27 protein-coding genes are annotated in these 19,946 nt (G+C 66.1%); 15 read left to right on the top strand and 12 right to left on the bottom strand.

The features are described 5' to 3' along the window. Positions 1 to 35: 35 nt before the first annotated feature. The 10 genes from AC3WLT_RS20375 to AC3WLT_RS20330 all read right to left on the bottom strand — a co-directional run bounded on the left by AC3WLT_RS20375 (position 36) and on the right by AC3WLT_RS20330 (position 8,655). A complete protein-coding gene (locus AC3WLT_RS20375; protein ID WP_492593495.1) occupies positions 36 to 1,139 on the bottom strand; it encodes an electron transfer flavoprotein subunit alpha/FixB family protein in 1,104 nt (367 codons plus the stop codon). Further along, the gene (locus AC3WLT_RS20370) at positions 1,136 to 1,984 is read right to left on the bottom strand and encodes an electron transfer flavoprotein subunit beta/FixA family protein (protein ID WP_492593494.1); all 849 of its coding nucleotides are present in this window, start codon (positions 1,982 to 1,984) and stop codon (positions 1,136 to 1,138) included. The genes AC3WLT_RS20375 and AC3WLT_RS20370 overlap by 4 nt, the downstream gene beginning before the upstream one ends. A 16-nt stretch (positions 1,985 to 2,000) precedes the next feature. Then, positions 2,001 to 2,339, bottom strand: coding sequence for a nitrogenase stabilizing/protective protein NifW (gene nifW / locus AC3WLT_RS20365; protein ID WP_492593493.1), 339 nt, complete (start codon positions 2,337 to 2,339; stop codon positions 2,001 to 2,003). A 154-nt stretch (positions 2,340 to 2,493) separates the two neighbouring features. After that, positions 2,494 to 3,630: a homocitrate synthase gene (gene nifV / locus AC3WLT_RS20360; RefSeq protein ID WP_492593492.1), complete on the bottom strand. Its 1,137-nt coding sequence runs from the start codon at positions 3,628 to 3,630 to the stop codon at positions 2,494 to 2,496. 272 nt (positions 3,631 to 3,902) lie between these two features. Next, positions 3,903 to 4,238, bottom strand: a complete 336-nt coding sequence (locus tag AC3WLT_RS20355) for a 2Fe-2S iron-sulfur cluster-binding protein (protein WP_492593491.1) — start codon at positions 4,236 to 4,238, stop codon at positions 3,903 to 3,905. A gap of 17 nt (positions 4,239 to 4,255) precedes the next feature. After that, positions 4,256 to 6,130 (bottom strand): Fe-S protein assembly chaperone HscA, encoded by a 1,875-nt coding sequence (gene hscA, locus AC3WLT_RS20350; protein WP_492593490.1) that lies wholly within the window; start codon positions 6,128 to 6,130, stop codon positions 4,256 to 4,258. 23 nt (positions 6,131 to 6,153) lie between these two features. Beyond that, complete coding sequence (gene iscA, locus AC3WLT_RS20345) at positions 6,154 to 6,477, bottom strand: iron-sulfur cluster assembly protein IscA (protein ID WP_492593489.1); 324 nt, start codon at positions 6,475 to 6,477, stop codon at positions 6,154 to 6,156. A gap of 7 nt (positions 6,478 to 6,484) precedes the next feature. After that, a complete protein-coding gene (gene erpA, locus AC3WLT_RS20340; protein ID WP_492593488.1) occupies positions 6,485 to 6,859 on the bottom strand; it encodes an iron-sulfur cluster insertion protein ErpA in 375 nt (124 codons plus the stop codon). A gap of 28 nt (positions 6,860 to 6,887) precedes the next feature. Beyond that, a complete protein-coding gene (gene iscU, locus AC3WLT_RS20335; protein ID WP_492593487.1) occupies positions 6,888 to 7,334 on the bottom strand; it encodes a Fe-S cluster assembly scaffold IscU in 447 nt (148 codons plus the stop codon). Between the two features lie 70 nt (positions 7,335 to 7,404). After that, positions 7,405 to 8,655, bottom strand: coding sequence for an IscS subfamily cysteine desulfurase (locus tag AC3WLT_RS20330; protein WP_492593486.1), 1,251 nt, complete (start codon positions 8,653 to 8,655; stop codon positions 7,405 to 7,407). Positions 8,656 to 8,974: 319 nt separating this feature from the next. Between AC3WLT_RS20330 and nifA the strand changes: the two genes are divergently transcribed. The 15 genes from nifA (at position 8,975) to AC3WLT_RS20255 (ending at position 19,078) form a co-directional block, all read left to right on the top strand. Continuing rightward, positions 8,975 to 10,693, top strand: a complete 1,719-nt coding sequence (nifA, locus tag AC3WLT_RS20325) for a nif-specific transcriptional activator NifA (protein WP_492593485.1) — start codon at positions 8,975 to 8,977, stop codon at positions 10,691 to 10,693. Between the two features lie 205 nt (positions 10,694 to 10,898). Continuing rightward, on the top strand, positions 10,899 to 12,494 hold the full coding sequence (gene nifB, locus AC3WLT_RS20320; RefSeq protein ID WP_492593484.1) for a nitrogenase cofactor biosynthesis protein NifB: 1,596 nt from the start codon (positions 10,899 to 10,901) through the stop codon (positions 12,492 to 12,494). A gap of 40 nt (positions 12,495 to 12,534) precedes the next feature. Then, positions 12,535 to 12,729: a 4Fe-4S binding protein gene (locus tag AC3WLT_RS20315; RefSeq protein ID WP_007177249.1), complete on the top strand. Its 195-nt coding sequence runs from the start codon at positions 12,535 to 12,537 to the stop codon at positions 12,727 to 12,729. Between the two features lie 50 nt (positions 12,730 to 12,779). Beyond that, complete coding sequence (locus AC3WLT_RS20310; protein ID WP_492593483.1) at positions 12,780 to 13,184, top strand: HesB/IscA family protein; 405 nt, start codon at positions 12,780 to 12,782, stop codon at positions 13,182 to 13,184. 131 nt (positions 13,185 to 13,315) lie between these two features. Continuing rightward, complete coding sequence (locus AC3WLT_RS20305; protein WP_492593482.1) at positions 13,316 to 13,696, top strand: nitrogen fixation protein NifZ; 381 nt, start codon at positions 13,316 to 13,318, stop codon at positions 13,694 to 13,696. Then, positions 13,693 to 13,968, top strand: a complete 276-nt coding sequence (locus AC3WLT_RS20300) for a nitrogen fixation protein NifZ (RefSeq protein ID WP_492593481.1) — start codon at positions 13,693 to 13,695, stop codon at positions 13,966 to 13,968. The genes AC3WLT_RS20305 and AC3WLT_RS20300 overlap by 4 nt, the downstream gene beginning before the upstream one ends. After that, positions 13,965 to 14,336: a DUF3024 domain-containing protein gene (locus AC3WLT_RS20295; protein ID WP_492593480.1), complete on the top strand. Its 372-nt coding sequence runs from the start codon at positions 13,965 to 13,967 to the stop codon at positions 14,334 to 14,336. The genes AC3WLT_RS20300 and AC3WLT_RS20295 overlap by 4 nt, the downstream gene beginning before the upstream one ends. Before the next feature lie 22 nt (positions 14,337 to 14,358). Then, positions 14,359 to 15,549: a cysteine desulfurase family protein gene (locus tag AC3WLT_RS20290; RefSeq protein WP_492593479.1), complete on the top strand. Its 1,191-nt coding sequence runs from the start codon at positions 14,359 to 14,361 to the stop codon at positions 15,547 to 15,549. Beyond that, on the top strand, positions 15,546 to 15,764 hold the full coding sequence (nifT, locus tag AC3WLT_RS20285) for a putative nitrogen fixation protein NifT (protein ID WP_481362997.1): 219 nt from the start codon (positions 15,546 to 15,548) through the stop codon (positions 15,762 to 15,764). The genes AC3WLT_RS20290 and nifT overlap by 4 nt, the downstream gene beginning before the upstream one ends. A gap of 84 nt (positions 15,765 to 15,848) precedes the next feature. Next, complete coding sequence (locus AC3WLT_RS20280) at positions 15,849 to 16,127, top strand: hypothetical protein (protein ID WP_492593478.1); 279 nt, start codon at positions 15,849 to 15,851, stop codon at positions 16,125 to 16,127. Next, complete coding sequence (locus tag AC3WLT_RS20275) at positions 16,114 to 17,277, top strand: DegT/DnrJ/EryC1/StrS family aminotransferase (protein WP_492593477.1); 1,164 nt, start codon at positions 16,114 to 16,116, stop codon at positions 17,275 to 17,277. The genes AC3WLT_RS20280 and AC3WLT_RS20275 overlap by 14 nt, the downstream gene beginning before the upstream one ends. Before the next feature lie 10 nt (positions 17,278 to 17,287). Further along, positions 17,288 to 18,130 (top strand): SIR2 family NAD-dependent protein deacylase, encoded by an 843-nt coding sequence (locus tag AC3WLT_RS20270; protein ID WP_492593476.1) that lies wholly within the window; start codon positions 17,288 to 17,290, stop codon positions 18,128 to 18,130. A gap of 56 nt (positions 18,131 to 18,186) precedes the next feature. Then, complete coding sequence (locus tag AC3WLT_RS20265) at positions 18,187 to 18,483, top strand: 2Fe-2S iron-sulfur cluster-binding protein (protein WP_492593475.1); 297 nt, start codon at positions 18,187 to 18,189, stop codon at positions 18,481 to 18,483. 8 nt (positions 18,484 to 18,491) lie between these two features. Beyond that, entirely contained in the window at positions 18,492 to 18,707 is a 216-nt protein-coding gene (locus tag AC3WLT_RS20260) for an NAD(P)-binding protein (RefSeq protein ID WP_492593474.1), read from the top strand. Next, positions 18,704 to 19,078 carry a ribonuclease HepT family protein gene (locus AC3WLT_RS20255; protein ID WP_492593473.1) on the top strand — a complete coding sequence of 125 codons (375 nt, stop codon included), beginning with the start codon at positions 18,704 to 18,706 and terminating at the stop codon, positions 19,076 to 19,078. Before AC3WLT_RS20260 ends, AC3WLT_RS20255 begins: the two co-directional genes overlap by 4 nt. Before the next feature lie 156 nt (positions 19,079 to 19,234). Here the strand turns inward: AC3WLT_RS20255 and AC3WLT_RS20250 are convergent, their stop codons facing one another. Beyond that, positions 19,235 to 19,471 carry an FmdB family zinc ribbon protein gene (locus AC3WLT_RS20250; protein ID WP_492593472.1) on the bottom strand — a complete coding sequence of 79 codons (237 nt, stop codon included), beginning with the start codon at positions 19,469 to 19,471 and terminating at the stop codon, positions 19,235 to 19,237. Positions 19,472 to 19,489: 18 nt separating this feature from the next. Further along, positions 19,490 to 19,939, bottom strand: coding sequence for an ArsC/Spx/MgsR family protein (locus tag AC3WLT_RS20245; protein ID WP_492593471.1), 450 nt, complete (start codon positions 19,937 to 19,939; stop codon positions 19,490 to 19,492). Between the last annotated feature and the right edge of the window lie 7 nt (positions 19,940 to 19,946).

The following is a 19,946-nucleotide window of genomic DNA, read 5'->3' as shown; positions in this document are numbered from 1 at the left end:
GGCATGGCGCGCAGCGACAGGGTTGGGGGCGCTCCTCACGCAGCCTGTTTGCGGCGCCGGGACAAATGCTCCGCAAAAGCCTGCGTCAGCGCGGGCAACACTTGCAGCGCGTTGCCGACAATGCCGTAGTGCGCGAAATCGAAGATCGGCGCGTTCGGGTCGGTGTTGATCGCCACGATCACGTCCGCGCTTTCCATGCCCACGCGGTGCTGGATCGCCCCGGAGATGCCGGCGGCAATGTAGAGCTTGGGCCGCACCGTCTTGCCGGTCTGTCCTACCTGGCGTTCCGCTTCGACCCAGCCGGCCTGCACGCAGGGCCGGGTTGCGCCCACTTCGCCGCCGAGCAGATTCGCCAGTTCGAACACCAGCTTGAAGTTCTCTGGGTTCTTCATCCCCTTGCCGCCGCTGACGATCACGTCCGCATAGGGCAGGTTGATCCGGTTGCTGCTCGCGTCAGGGATAAAGTCGAGCAGCCTCGTAACGATGTCCGTCTCGATCATCCCCAGCGTTGCCTGGACGATGTTGCCGGTACGCGCGGTGTCACGCGGCGGCATCGGCATCACGCGTGGGCGCACCGTTGCCATCTGCGGACGGTACGCGAGCGTCATGATCGTGCACAGCAGCGAGCCGCCGAAGGTGGGGCGCGTCGCCGCCAGCGCGCGCGAGGCGGGATCGATGTTGAGTTCGGTGCAATCGGCGGTCAGCCCGGTCAGGAGCGTCGTGGCTACGGAGCCGGCGAGGTCGCGGCCCATCGACGTCGCGCCGAGCAGAAGGATCTCGGGCTGATGCCGGTTGACGAGATCGGTCAGCCCCTTCGTGAACGGCTCGTTGCGGTAGCCGTGCAAGACCGGGTCGTGGACGATGTAAGCATCGTCCGCGCCGTAAGTGAAGGCTTGCGCGGCGAACTGTTCGAGCGGTTCGTCCGCGCCGCCGAGCACGGCGACGCCCACGCGGCTGCCGAGCGTGTCGGCCAGTTTGCGCGCTTCACCGAGCAGTTCCCACGAGACGCTGTGCACATGTCCGCGGTCGTGCTCGATAAAGACCCAGACGCCTTTGTAGGCCTTCAGATGTTCCGGCAGTTCGAGGTTGCGTCCTGCGCGGCCGGCAGGTTTCTTCGCGGGGGCGGCGGGTGCGTTCATGATCCCTCCTTCATCAGCAGGTCGGCTTCCAGGGTGGGATGGCGCGTGAAGATCTTCTGCAGCAGGTTCACCGACACGTCGCGCAGACTCGATGCGTCGAGATCGAGCAGCTCGGCTTTCTCGCTGCGCGGCGTCGGGCCGAAGACCTTGCTGACTACCGTCGGCGAGCCCTTCAGGCCGATCTTGCTGAGGTCTTCGATGCCGGCCTGTTCGCGGTTCCATTTGCGCACCGGATAGCCGGCCGCGTGAATCATCGCGGGCAGCGTCGCGAAGCGCAGTTCGTTGGTGTTCTCCAACATCGTGATCAGGCACGGCAGAGCGGTCCTGAGCACCTGCACGCCGCCCTCGGCGCGTCGCTCGACGGTAATCGTGCGCACGTCGAGATCGGTCTCGACGATGCGCGACACGTAGGTCAGCAGTTGCAGCCCGAGGCGTTTGGCGATGCCGGGGCCGACTTGCGCGGTGTCGCCGTCGATCGTCTGCTTGCCGGTGAACACGATGTCTACCGCCTGCTCCTTCGCGATCTGCTGGATGCCTGCCGCCAGCGCGTACGACGTAGCCAGCGTGTCCGCGCCCGCGAAGGCACGGTCGGTGACCAGCACGGCGTCGTCGGCGCCGAAGCTGATGCACTTGCGCAGCGCATCCTCAGCCTGCGGCGGCCCCATGCAGAGCATCGTGACCCTGCCGCCGAAGCGGTCCTTCAGCCGCAGCGCTTCTTCGAGTGAAAACAGGTCGTACGGGTTGACGATCGCCGGGACGCCCTGGCGCATGATCGTGTTGGTGACCGGATGAACGCGGATCTGCGCCGAGTCCGGGACCTGCTTGATGCAGACGACGATGTGCATGGTCTTGCTCCGCCTGTCAGGCAACGGTGCGCGCGGGCAGCGACGCGCGCAGACTGTCGAGTGAAACGTGCTGTCGCCCATGGGTGTCCTGGAACACCTTGAACACTTTTTCCTGGGCCGGCGTCGAAGTGACGAAGTCGCCGTAAGCCTTCAGCAGCAGCGCGTGATACGACGCGAACAGCGCGGGCTCGTCGCTTTCCGGCAGCGCGTCCTGTTGTCGGATGTACTGGAAAAAGCGCTTCAGGATATGCAGCCGGCTCACGTTGACGACCTTCTGGTCGAACGGAATGCCGAAGAACTGCAGGAAGTCCTCGGCTGAGGACAGCGCCTTGAGTTGCTGGACAAAGCTTTCCATCGCGTTTACTCCTCGCAAGCGGATGAGGATGGGGGTGGGGAGAACGTCGGCTCGGCGCAGTACCTGTCGCAGGCGCCGCTCGTGGCGCACGGCGGTGACGTGCCCGACGGCTCGGGTTGCGCGACGCGCTTCGTGATGCCGGCCACGTCGTCGCTCATGACAATTCCCCGGCGGTGTCGCGCACCTCGATCAGGAAGCGATACAGGTCGGCGGCGCTGGGCGCCTGCTTGTGCTGGGCCGCATGGTGGCGGATACGGCTGAGCAGCAGCGCGACAAGCGTTTCGCTGACGGGCAGGCCGAGCGCGTCATAAGCCTGGCGCACGCTTTGCGAACCCGAATGCTTGCCGAGCACGACCGAGCGCTCGCGGCCGAGTTCGGCGGGATCGAAGCTCTCGTAAGTCGAGGCATTCTTCGCGAGTCCGTCTGTGTGGATGCCGGACTCGTGCGTGAATACGCCGCCGCCCACAATGCTCTTGTTCAGCGCGACCTGGCGTCCTGAAGCCCGCTCGACGAGCCGCGAGATGCTCAATAGCGCGGTCGTGTCGACGCCGGTGTCGCGGCCCATGATATGGCGCACACCCATCACGATCTCCTCCAGTGCGGCATTGCCGGCGCGTTCGCCCAGACCGTTGACGGTGGTGTTGGCGTGGGTTGCGCCGGCGCGCAGTGCGGCGAGGGTGTTGGCGGTCGCGAGCCCGAGGTCGTTGTGCGCGTGGATTTCGATTTCCAGATCGACCGCGTCGCGCAGTCGCGCAATCGCTTCATAGGTCGAAAACGGATCGAGGACGCCGAGCGTGTCCGCAAAGCGGATGCGTTGCGCGCCGCACTGTTGCGCGCGCCGCGCCACGTCGGCGAGGAACGCGGGGTCCGCGCGCGAGGCATCCTCCGCGCCCAGCGAAACCTTGCGGCCGCTTTTGACGGCGGCGCTGATCACGCGATTCACCTGCGTCAGCACCCATGAGCGGGGCTGGCGCAACTTGTGTTGAAGGTGGATATCGGAAACGGGAATCGACAGGTGGATGATGTCGGGATTACAGCGCAGGGCCGACGCCAGGTCCGCGTCGGTGAGACGGCCCCAGACCATCAGATCGGCGTCGAGATTCAGCGCGACGATGGTCTGGATGCAATCGATTTCCTCGGCACCCATCGCAGGGATGCCGATTTCAAGCTCGGGTACGCCGGCGCGTGCGAGCGCCTCGGCAATCGCGCATTTTTCGGCAACCGTGAAGGCGACGCCAGCGGTCTGTTCGCCGTCGCGCAGCGTGGTGTCGTTGATGATCGGATTCGACATGAGAAGTTGTCCTTTTGGCCTTTGATCACACTGTTTGCAAGTGCTGTGCCATGCGCGGTTGTCTTGTATTGGCGCCTGCAGTGGGTGCTTTCCGGGATTCATCGGTGTTCCGATGAAACGGTCCCAACGAAGACCTGTCGCGAATGTTCTGTTTCGAACAGCCAGGTGTAGCGATGAACGCAGCACTGCAGAAAGCGCTGCCAAACGCGATGCCCAACGCGATGCGCGCGATCAGCCACGCGGCGCTGACGGGATCAACGCGATGCATCCCCTCAATGCTCGCGCGCGAGGTTGCGTGTATGTCGCGGCAGTTCGATCGTCAGGTCGGCGTCGCGCAGCTTCACGCAGCATGCGAGACGCGATTGCGCGTCGAGGCCCCACGCATGGTCGAGCTGGTCGTTCTCCTCGTCGTCAGGAGGCGCCAGCGACGCACCGCCCTCGCGCACGTACACATGGCAGGTGGCGCACGCAGCGACCATCTCGCAAGCGTGCTCGATCGCGACGCCGGACGCGAGCAGGCTCTCGCACAGCGACGTGCCGCGCCGCACGTCGAGGTCCTGTCCGTGCGGGCAGAGATCGGGGTGGGGAAGAATGCGGATGCGCGGCATGGGGTCGGGTTCCCGGCTCAGACGAGGGTATCGAGGTTGCGTCCGGCGAGTGCGTTGCGGATCGACGCGTTCATGCGTCGTGCAGCGAACTCTTCGGTCACGGACGCGAGACCCGTCGACGCAGCCTTGAGCAGATCGACGGGCGCATCGGTCTCCAGCGCCTCGCCGACCCGGAACATCGCGCGCCGCACGGCTGCCAGTTCGTCGGCGGACAGCAGCGCAGCATCGCTGTCCAGCGCGGCTTCGGTTGCATCGAGCAGACGGCGTGCGTCGATCTGCGCTTCGCGCAACGTGCGCAACTGCATGTCGGGCAACGACGCCTCGATGGCCTGCTGCAGCATCGCGGCGATCTCGATGTCGGTCAGTCCGTAGGACGGCTTGACCTCGACTTGCGTCTCGATGCCGGTGGTCTGTTCCCGCGCGGTGACCGCGAGCAGGCCGTCCGCGTCGATCTGGAAGCTCACGCGCACGCGCGCCGCTCCGGCAACCGCCGGCGGGATACCGCGCAACTCGAAGCGGGCGAGCGAACGGCAGTCCGCGACGCTCTCCCGTTCGCCCTGTACGACATGCAGCGACATCGCCGTCTGTCCGTCCTTGAACGTGGTGAACTCCTGCGCGCGCGCGGTCGGCAGCGTGGAATTGCGCGGGATGATTTTCTCGACCAGCCCGCCCATCGTTTCGATGCCGAGCGACAGCGGACAGACGTCCAGCAGCAGCCAGCCGTCGCCATTGCCGTTACCGGCCAGCACATCAGCCTGGATCGCCGCGCCGAGCGCGACCACCTGGTCGGGATCGATGTCGGCAAGCGGTTCGCGACCGAAAAATTCCTGCACGGCGTCCCGCACCAGCGGCATCCTCGTCGAACCGCCGACCAGCACCACGCCGTCGATATCGGCAAGGCCGAGCTTCGCGTCGCGCAGCGCGCGCCGCGTAGCGGCGAGGGTCCGTGCGACGAGCGCGGCGCCCAGTTCGGCGAACTGCTCGCGCGACAACGCCGCGTGCCAGATGCTGCGATCGGCCTGCGCAAGCGCGATGACTGCCGTCCCGGCCTGCGACAACGTCTCTTTCGCCGCGCGTGCGGCCATCATCAGACTGCGCTGAGCGGAGGGAGCCAGCATGGCGAGGCTGGCGACACCGTGCCGCTTGCAGAACCACTGCGCGATGGCGCGATCGAAGTCGTCGCCGCCGAGGGCCGAGTCGCCGCCAGTGGCCAGCACCTGGAACACACCCTTCGACAACTGCAGGATCGAGATGTCGAAGGTGCCGCCGCCAAGGTCGTAGATCGCGAACACGCCTTCGGCTGCGTGGTCGAGGCCGTATGCGATCGCGGCGGCAGTCGGTTCGTTGAGCAGCCGCAGCACCGTCAGGCCGGCGAGGCGTGCCGCGTCCCGGGTTGCCTGGCGCTGCGCGTCGTCGAAATAGGCCGGCACCGTGATGACGACGCCCGCCAGTTCGCCGCCCAGCGACGCTTCGGCGCGTACCCGCAAGGTCCGCAGAATGTCAGCCGACACCTGCACGGGCGAGCGCTCGCCGGCAGCCGTGGCGAGTCCGACCATGCCCGTCTGGTCGACGAAGCGGTAGGGCAGTGAGTCGGCTTCCGGCAGGTCGGCAAGGCGCCGTCCCATGAAGCGCTTGACCGAAACGATCGTGTTGACCGGGTCCTCGGCCTGGCGCGTCTGAGCCGGGCGGCCGACCTCCGGCTCAGCGGCTCGCGTGTAGCGCACGACCGACGGCAACAGCCATGCACCGTCCTCGTCGGGCAATGCCCGGGCCACCGCGCTCTGCACGGTGGCGACCAGCGAGTTCGTGGTGCCGAGGTCGATCCCCGCCGCCAGACGGTGCTGGTGCGGCGCGGCGCTTTGTCCGGGTTCGGCGATCTGCAGGAGGGCCATGTGCGCGTCCTTGTGCTCGTGTGTCAGACCGCGAAGCTTTCGCCGCAACCGCAGTTCGCCTTGGCGTTCGGGTTGTGGAACTTGAAGCCTTCGTTGAGCCCTTCACGCACGAAGTCGAGTTCCGTGCCGTCGAGCATGGTCAGGCTGCGCGGATCGACGACCACGGTCACGCCGTGCGCTTCGAAGCGCTGGTCCTCGTCGTTGGCCGCGTCGACGAATTCCAGCGCGTACGCGAAGCCCGAGCAGCCGCTCGTCTTGACCGCGACGCGCAGTCCTATGCCGCTGCCGCGTTTGCGCAGCGATTTCTCGACATGCCTCGCGGCGGCGGGCGTCAGTGAGATTGCCATGATTGCCTCACACGGAAAACGAGCTGCCGCAGCCGCAGGTGCTCTGCGCATTGGGATTGTGAATGACGAAGCGCGAGCCTTCGAGGCCGTCTTCATAGTCGACGCGCGCGCCGGGCAGGTATTGCAGGCTCATCGAATCGACCAGCAGCGTGACACCGTCGGTGACGGTCTGCATGTCGTCGTCCGCCACCTGGTCGTCGAACGCGAAGCCGTACTGAAAGCCCGAGCAGCCGCCGCCGGACACGTACAGCCGCAGCTTCAGGTTGGGATTGCCTTCTTCCGCGATCAGCGAGGCGACTTTCGCGGCGGCTTGAGGCGTGAATTCGAGCAGACCGGGCATGACGCCGGAGGTGGCGGGAGCAGGTTGGGCGAGCGTTTCCATGGAGATTCCTCTCAGGCTTTGAATGGACTCAGTTCGGGTTGGACGAGCAGGTCGGTTGCTCGGCGAGTTGCAGGCCGTCGGCTGCTGCGCCTTGAATCGCCTGACGTGAGCGAAAGTCGGCTACGGCCGCCTTGATCGCGTCCTCGGCGAGAATCGAGCAGTGGATCTTGACCGGTGGCAGCGCCAGTTCCTCGGCGATCTGCGTGTTCCTGATCGCGAGCGCTTCGTCGAGCGTGCGGCCGCGCACCCACTCGGTGACGAGCGAACTCGACGCGATCGCCGAGCCGCAGCCGTAGGTCTTGAACTTCGCATCTTCGATGACGCCTTCGCTGTTGACGCGAATCTGCAGCCGCATCACGTCGCCGCACGCCGGTGCGCCGACCATGCCGGTGCCGACGTTCGCAGCGTCCGGATCGAACGCGCCGACGTTGCGGGGGTTCTCGTAGTGATCGATGACCTTGTCGCTGTATGCCATGAGGTGCTCCGCGCAGGTTGTTGAATGCTCGAGTATTCGGGTGTCCATGTGCTCAGGTGGAGCGAGGACGTCAGTGCTCTGCCCACTGGATCGTCTGCAGGTCGACGCCGGCCTGCACCATGTCCCAGAGCGGGCTCATCGCGCGCAGCCGGGATACGACCTGGGTGATCAGATCGATCGTGAAATCGATCTCGTCGGCCGTGGTGAAGCGGCCGATCGAAAAACGGATCGAGCTGTGCGCGAGTTCGTCGTTGCGGCCCATCGCCCGCAGCACGTAACTGGGTTCGAGGCTCGCGGACGTGCAGGCCGAGCCCGACGAAACTGCAATTTCCTTGATCCCCATCAACAGCGATTCGCCTTCGACGTAGTTGAAGCTCGCGTTGAGATAGTGGGGCGCGCGGCGCTCGACAGCGCCGTTGAGTGCCACCGCGTCGATCTTCTGGAAGCCGCTCCACAGCCGGTCGCGCAGCGCCTGAATGCGCGCGTTGTCGGACGCCATGTTTTCGCGCGCGAGCCAGAACGCCTCGCCCATGCCGACGATCTGATGCGTGGGCAGCGTCCCGGAGCGCATGCCGCGCTCGTGGCCGCCGCCATGCATCTGGCACGCGATCCGCACGCGCGGCCGGCGTCCCGCATACAGCGCGCCGATGCCTTTGGGACCGTAAATCTTGTGAGCCGAGAACGACATCAGATCGACCGGCAAGGCGGCGAGATCGATCGGCACCTTGCCGGCGGCCTGGGCGGCATCCACGTGCAACAGGACGCCGCGGGCGCGGCAGAGCGCGCCGATCGCGGCGATGTCCTGGATCACGCCCGTCTCGTTGTTGACGAACATCACCGACGCCAGCACGGTGCCCGGCTTGAGCGCCGCTTCGAACACGGCGAGGTCCACGAGGCCGCTTTCCTGCACCGGCAACACCGTGACCTCGAAGCCTTCGCGCTCGAGTTCGCGCATCGTGTCGAGCACCGACTTGTGCTCGGTCGCGAGCGTCACCAGGTGATTGCCTTTGGCGCGATGAAAGTGCGCCGCGCCCTTGATCGCGAGGTTGTTCGATTCGGTCGCGCCCGAGGTCCAGACAATCTCGCGCGGGTCCGCGTTGACGAGCGAGCTGACCTGCTCACGGGCCAGTTCGACCGCTTCCTCGGCGACCCAGCCATAGGCGTGCGAACGGCTGGCGGGATTGCCGTACATCTCGGTCAGGTACGGCAGCATGCGTCTGACCACACGCGGATCGACCGGCGTGGTGGCAGCATGATCCAGGTACACGGGGTTGGCGCCGCGCGGACGGAGGCCGGTGCTGACGCGTTGGAGATCCGACATCACAGGCTCCTGAAGGCTGGGTAGTACGACCTTCAGGGCAACTTCCATGCCACCGGACTTTCATGCCTGAGTGGCGTCTTTCAGCGGGGTCGCTGTGGTCTTGCTGCTGTCTCGCTGTTGTCTTTGTATCGATGCGCGCGACGAACGAGGATTCCCGCTGTTCTCTTTGTCGGATTTGTCGTTCCGCACGCGGGATTGACATGCACGATCGCTGAATCGTCAGGCGTAGAAATTGCTTGATTCCGACGCTGTGCCTTTGCGTCGATCTAGCGCCTTGCGCTGGTGCATCGAAAGCGCGCAGCGCACGAAGGAGAAATCCATGGTGAACATTCAGGCAGCCGTTGCCCGGCAAGCGCTGGTCGGCGTCTACGAGGTGAGCAAGACGCTGGTTTCGTCGCTCGATGTGGCAAAAACCTTCCGCGAGTCCCTGAACTATCTTGTGCACACGATGGAGTGGCGGCGCGCTTTTGTGGTGCTGGCCGAACCCGACGGTCAACTGCGCGGCCTGTGCGCCGCGGGTCTTTCGCGCGACGAGCAGCAGCGTCTGCAGTTTCGTCCCGGCGAAGGCATCGTCGGCCGCGCGTTCAAGAGCGGCATCGGCGTGATCGTGCCGGACGTGAACGATGAACCGGTGTTCCTGAATCGCACCGGCGGCGCGGACCAGATGCCGGGGGTGTGCATCGCGATGCTCGCGACGCCGATCCACGCCGACCGGCGCACGCTGGGTGTGCTCGCCGTCGATTGTGTGAATCCCGGTGCCAGCCGGCTGTTCGCCGACGATCTGCATCTGATGAAGATCGTCGCGACGCTGATGGGGCAGGCGTTGCTGCTCCAGCGCAGCGTCAGCGCGGCGCACGACAGCATGCAGGATGAAGTCAGACGCATGCAGAAGGCGATCAAGCCCGGTCAGCAGATCGACCAGGTGGTCGGCGTCTCGGCGGCGATGCAGGCGGTGTTCGCCCAGGTTCGCCAGGTCGCTCCGGCGCGGACCACCGTGCTGCTGCGCGGCGAGAGCGGCACCGGCAAGGAGGTCATCGCCCGCGCGATCCACAATCTGTCGCCGCGCAGCGGCGAGGCGTTCGTGCGGGTCAATTGCGCGGCGTTGACGGAGTCCCTTCTGGAGAGCGAACTGTTCGGCCACGAGAAGGGCGCGTTCACCGGTGCGCAGGGGCAGCGTAAGGGCCGCTTCGAACTGGCGCACGGCGGCACGCTGTTCCTCGATGAAATCGGCGACATTTCGCCGTCGTTTCAGGCCAAGCTGCTGCGCGTGCTGCAGGAACGCGAGTTCGAGCGTGTCGGCGGCACGACGCCGGTGAAGGTCGATGTGCGTCTGATTCTCGCCACCAACCGCAACCTCGAGCGGATGGTGAAGGCCGGCGAATTTCGCGCCGATCTCTACTACCGTATCAACGTGGTCAGCATCGAATTGCCGCCGCTGCGCGAGCGGCGTGAAGATATTCCGGCGATGGCGCAGCACTTTCTCGCCCGTTTCAACCGCGAAAACTCGCAGTCGCTGCGCTTCGACACCGAAGCGATGCGGGTGCTGACGAGCTGCTACTGGCCCGGCAACGTGCGTGAACTGGAGAACTGTGTCGAGCGCACGGCGACCATGACGCGTGACGGCGTGATCGACCGGTTCAAGTTCCTGTGCCAGGAGGATCGTTGCCTGACGAAGGTGCTGCACTACATCGAGCGCGAAGATGCCGTGCGTCCCGCGCGGCTGGCTGACATTCCGATCACCGAAGTGCCGTCGTCGCAGCCGCCGTACGGGCATCACGATCTGGATGCGCCGTCGGCGCCGGCTGCCTGGTCCGGCGGCACGGCCACGGACGTTGCCGCTGAGCTGGACCCGGCGACGGACGACCGCACGTTCGCGACATCGCAAGCCGGGAAGCCGGAAGGCGAACGCGAGCGGTTGATCTGGGCGATGGAACGGTGTGGCTGGGTGCAGGCGAAGGCGGCGCGGCTGCTGGGCATCACGCCCCGGCAGATGGGCTATGCGCTGCATAAATACGCTATTGAGGTTCGCCGCTTCTGACCAGGGTGGAAGGCTTCGCTCGCACAGTGTGAGATTTGTCGCAACACCGACACGACGCAACGAAATTGTGGGGATTCGTCGGTGCCTCGATCATACAGAACTGCGAAATATCGGCTGAGGCGTTGATTCAAGGCGTTCTTGCCGAGTGGCATGGATCTGGCTTTATAGCCTGCGCGCGGCCGCCGTCGGTTGCGAGGAGATATCCATGCAAGCGAGTTCAAATGCGGGCGACTTGCCCGCAGCGGCCTATATCGGCATCGGCCAGATCAAACCTCTCGGCGTGAAGATCGAGGTGCCGTCCACCGGTGGCGGCTGCGGTACCCACGGTGGCGAGGGCAAGGCCAGTTGCGGCTCGTCGGATGGTCCCGACGACATGCCGGCGGAGATCTGGGAGAAGGTCAAGAATCATCCGTGCTACTCGGAAGAAGCCCACCATCACTATGCGCGCATGCATGTGGCGGTGGCGCCGGCTTGCAACATCCAGTGCAACTACTGCAACCGTAAATACGATTGTTCGAACGAGTCGCGTCCCGGCGTGGTCTCGCAGAAGCTCACGCCGGAACAGGCGGTCAAGAAAGTCGTGGCGGTCGCAAGCGAGATTCCGCAGATGACGGTGCTCGGCATCGCCGGTCCCGGCGATTCGCTGGCGAGCCCGAAGAAAACCTTCGAGACGTTCCGGATGCTGCAGGAGCAGGCACCGGACATCAAGCTGTGCCTGTCGACCAACGGCCTCGCGCTGCCCGATCTCGTCGACGAAATCTGCAAGTACAACATCGACCACGTGACGATCACCATCAACATGGTCGACCCGGCGGTGGGCGAGAAAATCTATCCGTGGATTTTCTGGGAGCACAAGCGCGTGACCGGCTACGAAGCGGCCCGCATCCTTCATGAGCGGCAGATGAAGGGTCTCGAGATGCTCACCGCACGCGGCGTGCTGACCAAGATCAACTCGGTGCTGATTCCCGGCATCAACGACGAGCACCTGATCGAGGTCAACCGCGAGGTCAAGAAACGCGGCGCGTTCCTGCATAACATCATGCCGCTGATCTCGGAGCCCGAGCACGGCACCCACTTTGGCCTGAGCGGCCAGCGCGGACCGACTGCGCAGGAACTCAAGGCCGTGCAGGACGCCTGCATGGGCGGCGCCAACCTGATGCGCCATTGCCGCCAATGCCGCGCGGATGCGGTCGGCCTGCTGGGCGAGGACCGCAGTGAGGAATTCACGCTCGACAAGATCGAGCAGATGGAAGTGGTCTACGACCTCGAGCGCCGCCGTGAATATCAGCAACGCGTCGAAGCCGAACGTCAGGCCCAGCACGACGCGAAGCAGGAAGCGCTGGCTGTCTCTCGCGAGATCGACGTCGCCGACGACATGAAGGTGCTGGTTGCGGTTGCAACGAAGGGCGGCGGCCGGGTCAATGAGCACTTCGGTCACGTCACCGAGTTTCAGATCTTCGAGGTCTCGGCCGCCGAAGCGCTGTTCGTCGGCCATCGCCGGGTGGACCTGTATTGCCAGGGCGGCTACGGCGACGACGAGCAACTGCCGTCGGTGGTGCGCGCAATCAACGACTGCCACGCGGTGCTGGTCGCGAAGATCGGCGCGTGCCCGAAGGACGAACTGGCGCAAGCCGGTATCGAACCGGTCGATCAGTACGTCGGCGAATTCATCGAAAAGGCGGCGCTCGCCTGGTTCAACGACTACCGCAGCCGCATCGCCAGCGGTGCCATCGTGCACCAGGACCGCGGCGATGCTTCGATCCGCCAGGGCGCTTACACCTCGTCAGGCTCAGCAGCGTGACCCCCCACATTCTTAAAGACAGGACACCAGGAGAACTGCCATGGCCCTCAAGATTATTGCGTCCACCTGTACGGGCTGCTCGGCCTGCGAACCGGAATGCCCCAACGTCGCGATCAGCGAGAAAGGCGGCATTTTCGTGATCGACCCCAAGAAATGCACCGAATGCGAAGGCCACTTCGACGACCCGCAGTGCGTCGCCGTGTGTCCCGTGGACGGCTGCATCGTTCAGGTCTGAGTCCGGCTCGTCGCCGGGCCGGCCATTCATCCATCAGGAGACTGCGCATCATGCTGTCCAACGTAACTGTCACAAGCGCCGCCGAGAAGTTCATGCGCCGTATCGTGCGCTTTTCGGGTCTGCCGGCTGGCGCCGGCTTTCGGCTGGTGGTGAGCGCCGGCGGCTGTTCCGGCTATAGCGCGGAATTCACCGCCGAGCCGGCGCTGCAAGCGGGCGAACAGGAACTCGACGTCAACGGCCTGCGGGTATTCCTGCCGGCCGAGAGCCGGCTGATGCTCGAAGGCGTGACGATCGATTTCGCCGACACGCCGACCCAGTCCGGTTTGACCTTCTTCAATCCGAACCAGGCGGCCTGCGGTTGCAGCAGTGCGGAGTCGGCGCCACCCGGCGTGGCGACCATCGAGATCGGCGCGATTGGCCGCGGGCGCCCGCCGCTGCCGCGTCAGGTCTCCTGAAGAGGAGCGATGGCGATGGATGCCGGCGATCGTGCTCTCGACGATGCCATGACCGCGTTTGCGCCGGCAGTCGAACGAGGTCACGAGCTTGACGACCACCGGACAGACGCAACGATCAGCAGGAGTGGACCATGGCTGACATCAACCGCGACGACGACCTGATCGAGGTCGCGTTTCCCCCGCGCTTCAACTATGGCGAGCGCGTGATCGCACGCTCGGTGATCCGCAACGATGGCACGTACAACGGCAAGGACATCGGCGAAGTGCTGGTGAACAAGGGCGAGATCGGCTACGTCACCAGCATCAACACCTTCCTGCAGCAGTTCTACATCTATGCGGTGGATTTCGTCGACAGCGGCCACCGTGTCGGCATGCGCGCGAAAGAGCTATGCACGCTCGACAACCTGCCCGACGACGTGCTGCAAGGTCTGGGCGAGCGGGCCGAAGCGCTACGCAAGATCGGCACGCGAGTTCAGCCGGACACGTCGCAACCACAGGAGCCATCGGCATGAGCATCGAACCGGTTCAGCCCGCTTATCAGTGGGGCATGCGCGTGATCGCGCTGGACGACCTGTGCAACGACGGCAGCTTCCCCGAGCGCGGCGAGGACGAATGTCTGGCCGAGGCGGGTACGGTCGGCGAAATCGTCAATGTCGGTCAGCTGGTGGAGAGCGGCGAGCCGGTCTACCTGGTGGAGTTCGGCAACCGCGTTGTCGGATGCACGGAGGATGAGATTGCGCCTGTGCCCGCTGGCCTGCTATCCGAACAAGGAGCCATGTCATGACGGTTCGGGCTAACGCGCCGGAAGCGGCGCCGCGGCGCGACGGCTTGTGCGCGGGCCGCCTGTTCGACCTGACCCGGCGCCAGATCGAGCAGGCGCTGCGCGAGCGTACCCGCTATCGCTATGTGCTGCCGCGTGTGCTGCGCGAGGGGCAGGGGTTTCGTATCGAGAGCCCGTGCTGTTCGCGCAATGTCGACGCGAATGGCGGGCTGATCGACATTGCCTGGCTCACGCGCGATGAAGACGGCATGTGGCACCTGAGCGCGCGCGATCACGCGTCGCACCGGTGGATGCTCCAGCACGACAGCACCGATCTGGCCGAACTGCTGGACGCGCTGTGCATCGACCGCGAACGTGTCTTCTGGCCGTGAAGCAAACCAACGGAGCCGGGCGATGATCTATCTCGACCACAACGCGACCACGCCGCCGGCCCCTGCCGTGGCGCAGGCGATGCTGTCCATCCTGACCGATGTGTGGGGCAACGCGTCGTCGCAGCATGCGCTCGGGCAGCAGGCGAAGGGTGCGCTCGCGGCGGCCCGCGCGACGATCGCGCGAACGCTCGGTTGCAAGCCGGCCGAGCTGGTGTTCACCAGCGGCGCCACCGAGGCCAATCATCTGGCGGTATGCGGGTTGCACGCGGCGGCGCCGGAGGGCCGGCACCGTGTCGTATTCAGCGCGGTCGAGCATGCAGGGCACCTGAAGCTGGCGCGTGCGCTGGCTGCGCGCGGCGTGGCGGTCGATTACATCGCCGTACGGCCCGGCGGCATGCTGGACCTCGACAGCGCCGCCGCACTGATCGGACCCGACGTCGGAGTGGTCTCGCTGATGGCGGCCAACAACGAGACCGGCGTCTTGATGCCGGTCGCCGAAGTACGCGACCTCGTGCACGCGGCCGGCGCGCGCCTCCATGTCGATGCGACGCAGTTCGTCGGCAGGCTGCCATTCGATTTCGCGCAGAGCGGGATCGATGCGGTGTCGCTGTCGGCTCACAAGCTGCGCGGGCCGAAGGGCATCGGCGCACTGCTGGTGCGCCACGGCGTGACGCTGGTGCCGCAGGTACCGGGCAGCCAGGAGCGGCATCGGCGCGGCGGCACCGAGAACCTGCCGGCCATCGCCGGTTTTGCGGCGGCGCTCGAGCGTCTCAGCGACCTGGCGAGCGAAGCGGCGCGCGTGGCCGCGCTGCGCGACGCACTGGAGCAAGGGCTGCGGCGTGCGCTGCCGGACGTCCACGTTTTTTCGGCGCAGGCAGCGCGCCTGCCCGGCACCAGCTACCTGCGCTTCGGCCAGCTTTCCGCCGAGGTCGTGTTGCAGCGGCTCGAGCGGCTGGGTGTCGCCGCGTCGTCGGGCTCGGCCTGCTCGTCGGGCGGCAGCGAGCCTTCGCATGTGCTGACAGCGATGCGCGTGCCGCGCGATGAGGCACTGGCGGCGGTGCGGCTGTCGCTCGGCGAAACCACCACGGCGCAGGACATCCAGTACGTGCTCGCCCATCTGCCGCCGCTGCTTCGTCCGCTGCTGGAGGAAGCAGCGCATCCCGCTCGAGCCTCGCTTGAACCTGTCGTCAATCTCCGGAGTCCGCAACCATGAAAGTCATGATCCGCAAGGACAGCAAGGGCGCGCTGAGCGCCTACGTGCCAAAGAAGGACCTGGAGGAGCCCATTGTCGCGATGGCGCTGCCCGGGATGTGGGGCGGTCTCGTCACGCTCGCGAACGGCTGGCAGCTCGAATTGCCTTCGATGGCCGACGACACGCCGCTGCCCATCACCGTTGAAGCGCGGCGCATCGCCGGCTCGGGAGACTGAGATGAAACGACCCCCACGCTCACTTCGTTCGCTGCCCCCCGAGGGGGCTCTCAGTGCACTTGGCGCGGCCCGGCGCGCACTGAGATGAGCGTCACGCCGGAACAACTGCACAACGCCGGCGCGCTGATCGGCGCGGCGCCGACGCTGCGGGACGCCGCCGCGCAATGCCGCGAACGTCATCCCGAAGTGCGCACGCTGCTGGTCGACGCTATGGACATGCGCGACGAGACCGCCGCGCTGAAACTGGGCGCGCGCAGCGTCTATCTCGCGGCGTCGAATGGACATTGCTGGTCGATCACGCAGCGGCCCGAAGAGGCCGATGCGTTGATCCTGACCGAGGACGAGGCTCATGGAAATCGATGAGATCGCGCTGAGCGAACCGGCTTGCGCGGCGCGCGAGATCGACTTCGTCAACGCCGTGCTGCAGTCCTCGCGCTGGAGCGACGGGCCGATGCTCGACTCGTTCGAGCGCGCGTTCGCGGGCTGGGTGGGCCGCACGCATGCGGTCGCGGTGGCGAGCGGCACGCTCGCGACCTGGATTGCGTTGCGCGCGATGGGGATCGGCCCGGGCGACGAGGTGGTCTGCGCATCGCACACCTGGCACCAGGTGGCGCAGGCGATCACGCTGGCGGGAGCCGTGCCGGTGTTCGCCGACATCGACTACTGGAGCGGTTGTCTGAGCGCCGAAAAAGCCGCGCGGAAGATCGGCCCTCGCACGCGCGCGATCCTCGCCGGCAATACCAATGGTCACCCGGCCGCGTGGGGGCCGCTGCGGGAACTGGCCGACGCGCATCGCTTGCGGCTGATCGAAGACAGTACCGAGGCGCTCGGCTCGCGCTACCGCGGCCGCAACGCCGGCTGTTTCGGCGACGTGTCCGTTTTCGACTTTTCCGGCCCGTCCGCGCTGTGCACAGGAGCGGGCGGCATGCTCGTCACCGACGATCACGAACTCGTCCACGAACTGCGCTATCTGCGCGAGCGGCGCGTCACCGACCGCGCGTCCGTTTCGGTCGGCTCGTGGGTGCCGCTGCAGGCCGGCATCAGCGATCTGACCGCCGCGCTTGGCCTCGCGCAACTGGCCGAACTCGACACACGCCTCGCCCAGCGCAAGCAGGTCGAGACGTGGTATCACGAGCAGATGCAGAGCTTCGAAGGGATCAAGCCGCCCTACGTGGCCGAGGACGTCGAAGAAGTGAACTGGATGCTCTATGTCGTCCACCTGGGCAAGCGTTTTACGCAGAGCGCGCGTGCCCAGATGATCGACGACATGAAATCCTGCGGCATCGAGACGGCGCCTTACAGCCATCCGCTGCATCAGCAGTTCCACTACATGAACGCGGGCGATGCGATCGGTCGCAAGCGCGGTCTGTTGCCCGACACCGAGCGCATCGGCGACCGCGCGCTGGCGCTGCCGCTGCACACGCTGCTCGACGCCGACCAGGTCAAGTACATCGTCAAGACGCTGAAAGACACCGCGACCAACGTGGGCGCCGGCGCCGCCATTTATCTGTGAGGCTCACTCCATGACCGTTTCAGTCCAGACCATCGCTCGCCAGCTCCAGGGCGGCGGCGTCATTCCCTACCTCGGCCCGGCGCTGCTCGCGCTGTGTCCCGATTCGGCCGTGCCCGCCACGCCCGGCGCACTGGCCGAGATCATGACCGCGAAAGTCAGCGTGCCGCACAAGATCCGCAAGCGGCTTACCCAGGCGGCGCAGTTCATCGAGAACTTCAAGCATCGCAAGTCGGTGGTGAACCTGATGAACGATGCGTTCGCCACCACGCCGGCGCCGTCGGCGCTGCACCGGGTGCTCGCGGCGAGTGGCGCGGGGCTGTATGTCGACTGCTGGTACGACGACACGTTTGCCACCGCCCTCGACGAGGCGCGGCCGCAAGGCGGCTGGGTTCAGGTGCAGGGTTTGTCGCAGTCGGAACATTTCGGCCAGTGGTTTGGCGCGTATGCGCCGGACGGCACCTTCCTGCATGCGGTGCCGGCCTCGGGCGCGCTGCTCTACAAGCCGATCGGCGGCCACGCGCCCGCGTCGAACTACCTGGTCTCCGACAGCGACTTCGTCGAAGTGCTGACCGAGATCGACATTCAGACGCCGATTCCGCCCGCGGTGCAGGCATGGCGCAGCGGCCGCAGCTTTCTGTTTTTGGGCTGCCGTTTCGACGACCAGCTCACGCGCAGCTTCGCGCGCCAGATCATGAAGCGTTCTTCCGACACGCACTGGGCCGTGCTGCCCGACGAGCCGACGCGGATGGAAGCGCGCTTTCTCGAAGAGCAGCGCATCACGCGCATCGCGATGCCGCTGGCCGGATTCGCCGAAGCGTTGGTGGATGCGTTGCAACCCGCCTTGGCCGCGTGAAGCGTGGCCGCTTATCCGTTGTTCTTTCTCTGTCGCCTTTTATCAAGCTCACCATCATGACTACACTGACCGTACTGCCTTCGGGCAAGACCTATGACGTCGCCGCCGGCGCGACCCTGTTGCAGGCACTGCTCGCCGTCGGCGAGCGCATCGCGCACAAGTGCGACGGCAAGGCCGACTGCGGATCGTGCCACCTGTTCGTGCAGGAAGGGCGCAAGAGCCTGTCGAAGATCCAGCGGCTCGAAAACGACAAGCTCGATACGCTCGTCGGCATCGGCTCCAAGTCGCGCCTCGCGTGTCAGGCCGTGCTCGGCGAAGAGCCGGTGACCGTCGAACTGCTGAGCTTCGTCTGAGCGGCGAGATGACCACGATCGAATCGCTGGTGGCCGACGTGGCCATCATCGGCGCGGGTCTCTGCGGCCTCGCGCTGGCGCGCGCACTGCATGCGCAGGACGTTGCCGTCGTGGTCATCGAAGCGCTCGATCTCGCGGCCGCCTGGCGCGAGTTCGCGCTCGAATTGAACGCGCGTCTCGTACACGCCTGCCCGGACATCGATCCTGCGGCGGTGCCGGCATGACCCGCAGCGCAGCGATCGAAACCAGCGCGCGGCTGGCGATCATCGAGCAGTCCGGCACGGCGGCGATGATCCTGACCGAAGGCGTGGAGCGTGACGAGTTGCTGCGTTCGCGGGGCACGCGTGCCGAGGTGCAGCGGCAGTTACGGATTCTGGCCGACAGTGCGGCGGGCATCGCCCCGGCGGTTCGGGCCGCGATGCCGGAGATCGACTGGTCCGGCTGGCAGGCGATGGGCGCGCAACTGAGACTGCCACCCGGCGCGGTGCTCGACGACGCGCTGTGGTTCGCCTGCGAAGCGCTGGTGCCGGCCACGCTGCTGTGGCTGCGGGTGCATCGCCGAAGCCAGCCGGCGCTGTTCAAGATGACGATGTGAGCCGCCGACGCGAACCGTCAAACCGGGCCTTCGTGCTGGCATCAACGGGAGCCCCGCTAGAACGCGTTGCGCTCTCCCCACGGCTGGCCGCCGCGTCCGCCCTGCGTCAGCATGGTGGTCTGGTAGACGAGATCCATGATCGATTCCCCGTTCGGCTCAGCGCAGCAGCTTGCTGCGCTCGGCCGGCGAATAGTTGCTGAGGTGCCCTTCGCGCGCCGCCTGGCGCCGCGCGGAGGAGATGATCGCGCGGCTCTTGCCGGGCGCGGCCGGCGCGCTGACCTGCTTGGCGAGCGCGGTACTGCCGCATTGCGGGCAGACCGGCGTGTGGCCGGCGCGCACCAGCGTTTCGAATGCATGGCTGCAGGCCGCGCAGCGGTAGTCGTACAGGGGCATGGTGCTCTGATCTCCGTTTCAGGTGGGTGGGGCGCAGCGGATCGCGTGTTGGTCTGCGCTGTGGACCGTCATTGCGGCGCAGCCTTCGAGTGGCGTGTCCGGGGCCGGTGCGTGCGCGCCGAGCCCGACCCAGGCATGCACCTGGGCCGCATCGAAGCCGACCATGCGGCGCGCGTCGCACTGCATCAGCGGCCGGCGGATCAGCAGCGGCTCGGCCAGCAGCAGCGCCAACGCGGCATCGGCGTCGAGCGTTGCCGGCACGACCTCGCCCGACTTGATGCGCGGTGCCGCGCGGTTGAACCACTCGCTGACCGGCAGCGGCGCGATGAACGCCAGCAGCGCTTCGGCGGTCCACGGCCAGCTCAGCAGGTTGCGCACGTCGAGCGTGTGGCCGGCCGCGCGCAGCAGGGCTTTCTGGCGTGCATTGCCGGCGCAGCCGGGTTTTTCGTAGAAGGTGAGGTGGGCCATCGTCAGG

It is taken from the genome of Paraburkholderia sp. FW306-2-2C-D06C (assembly GCF_058781505.1).
Note: the sequence above shows the minus strand (reverse complement) of the source record. Positions and strands in the feature narration are given on the sequence as shown.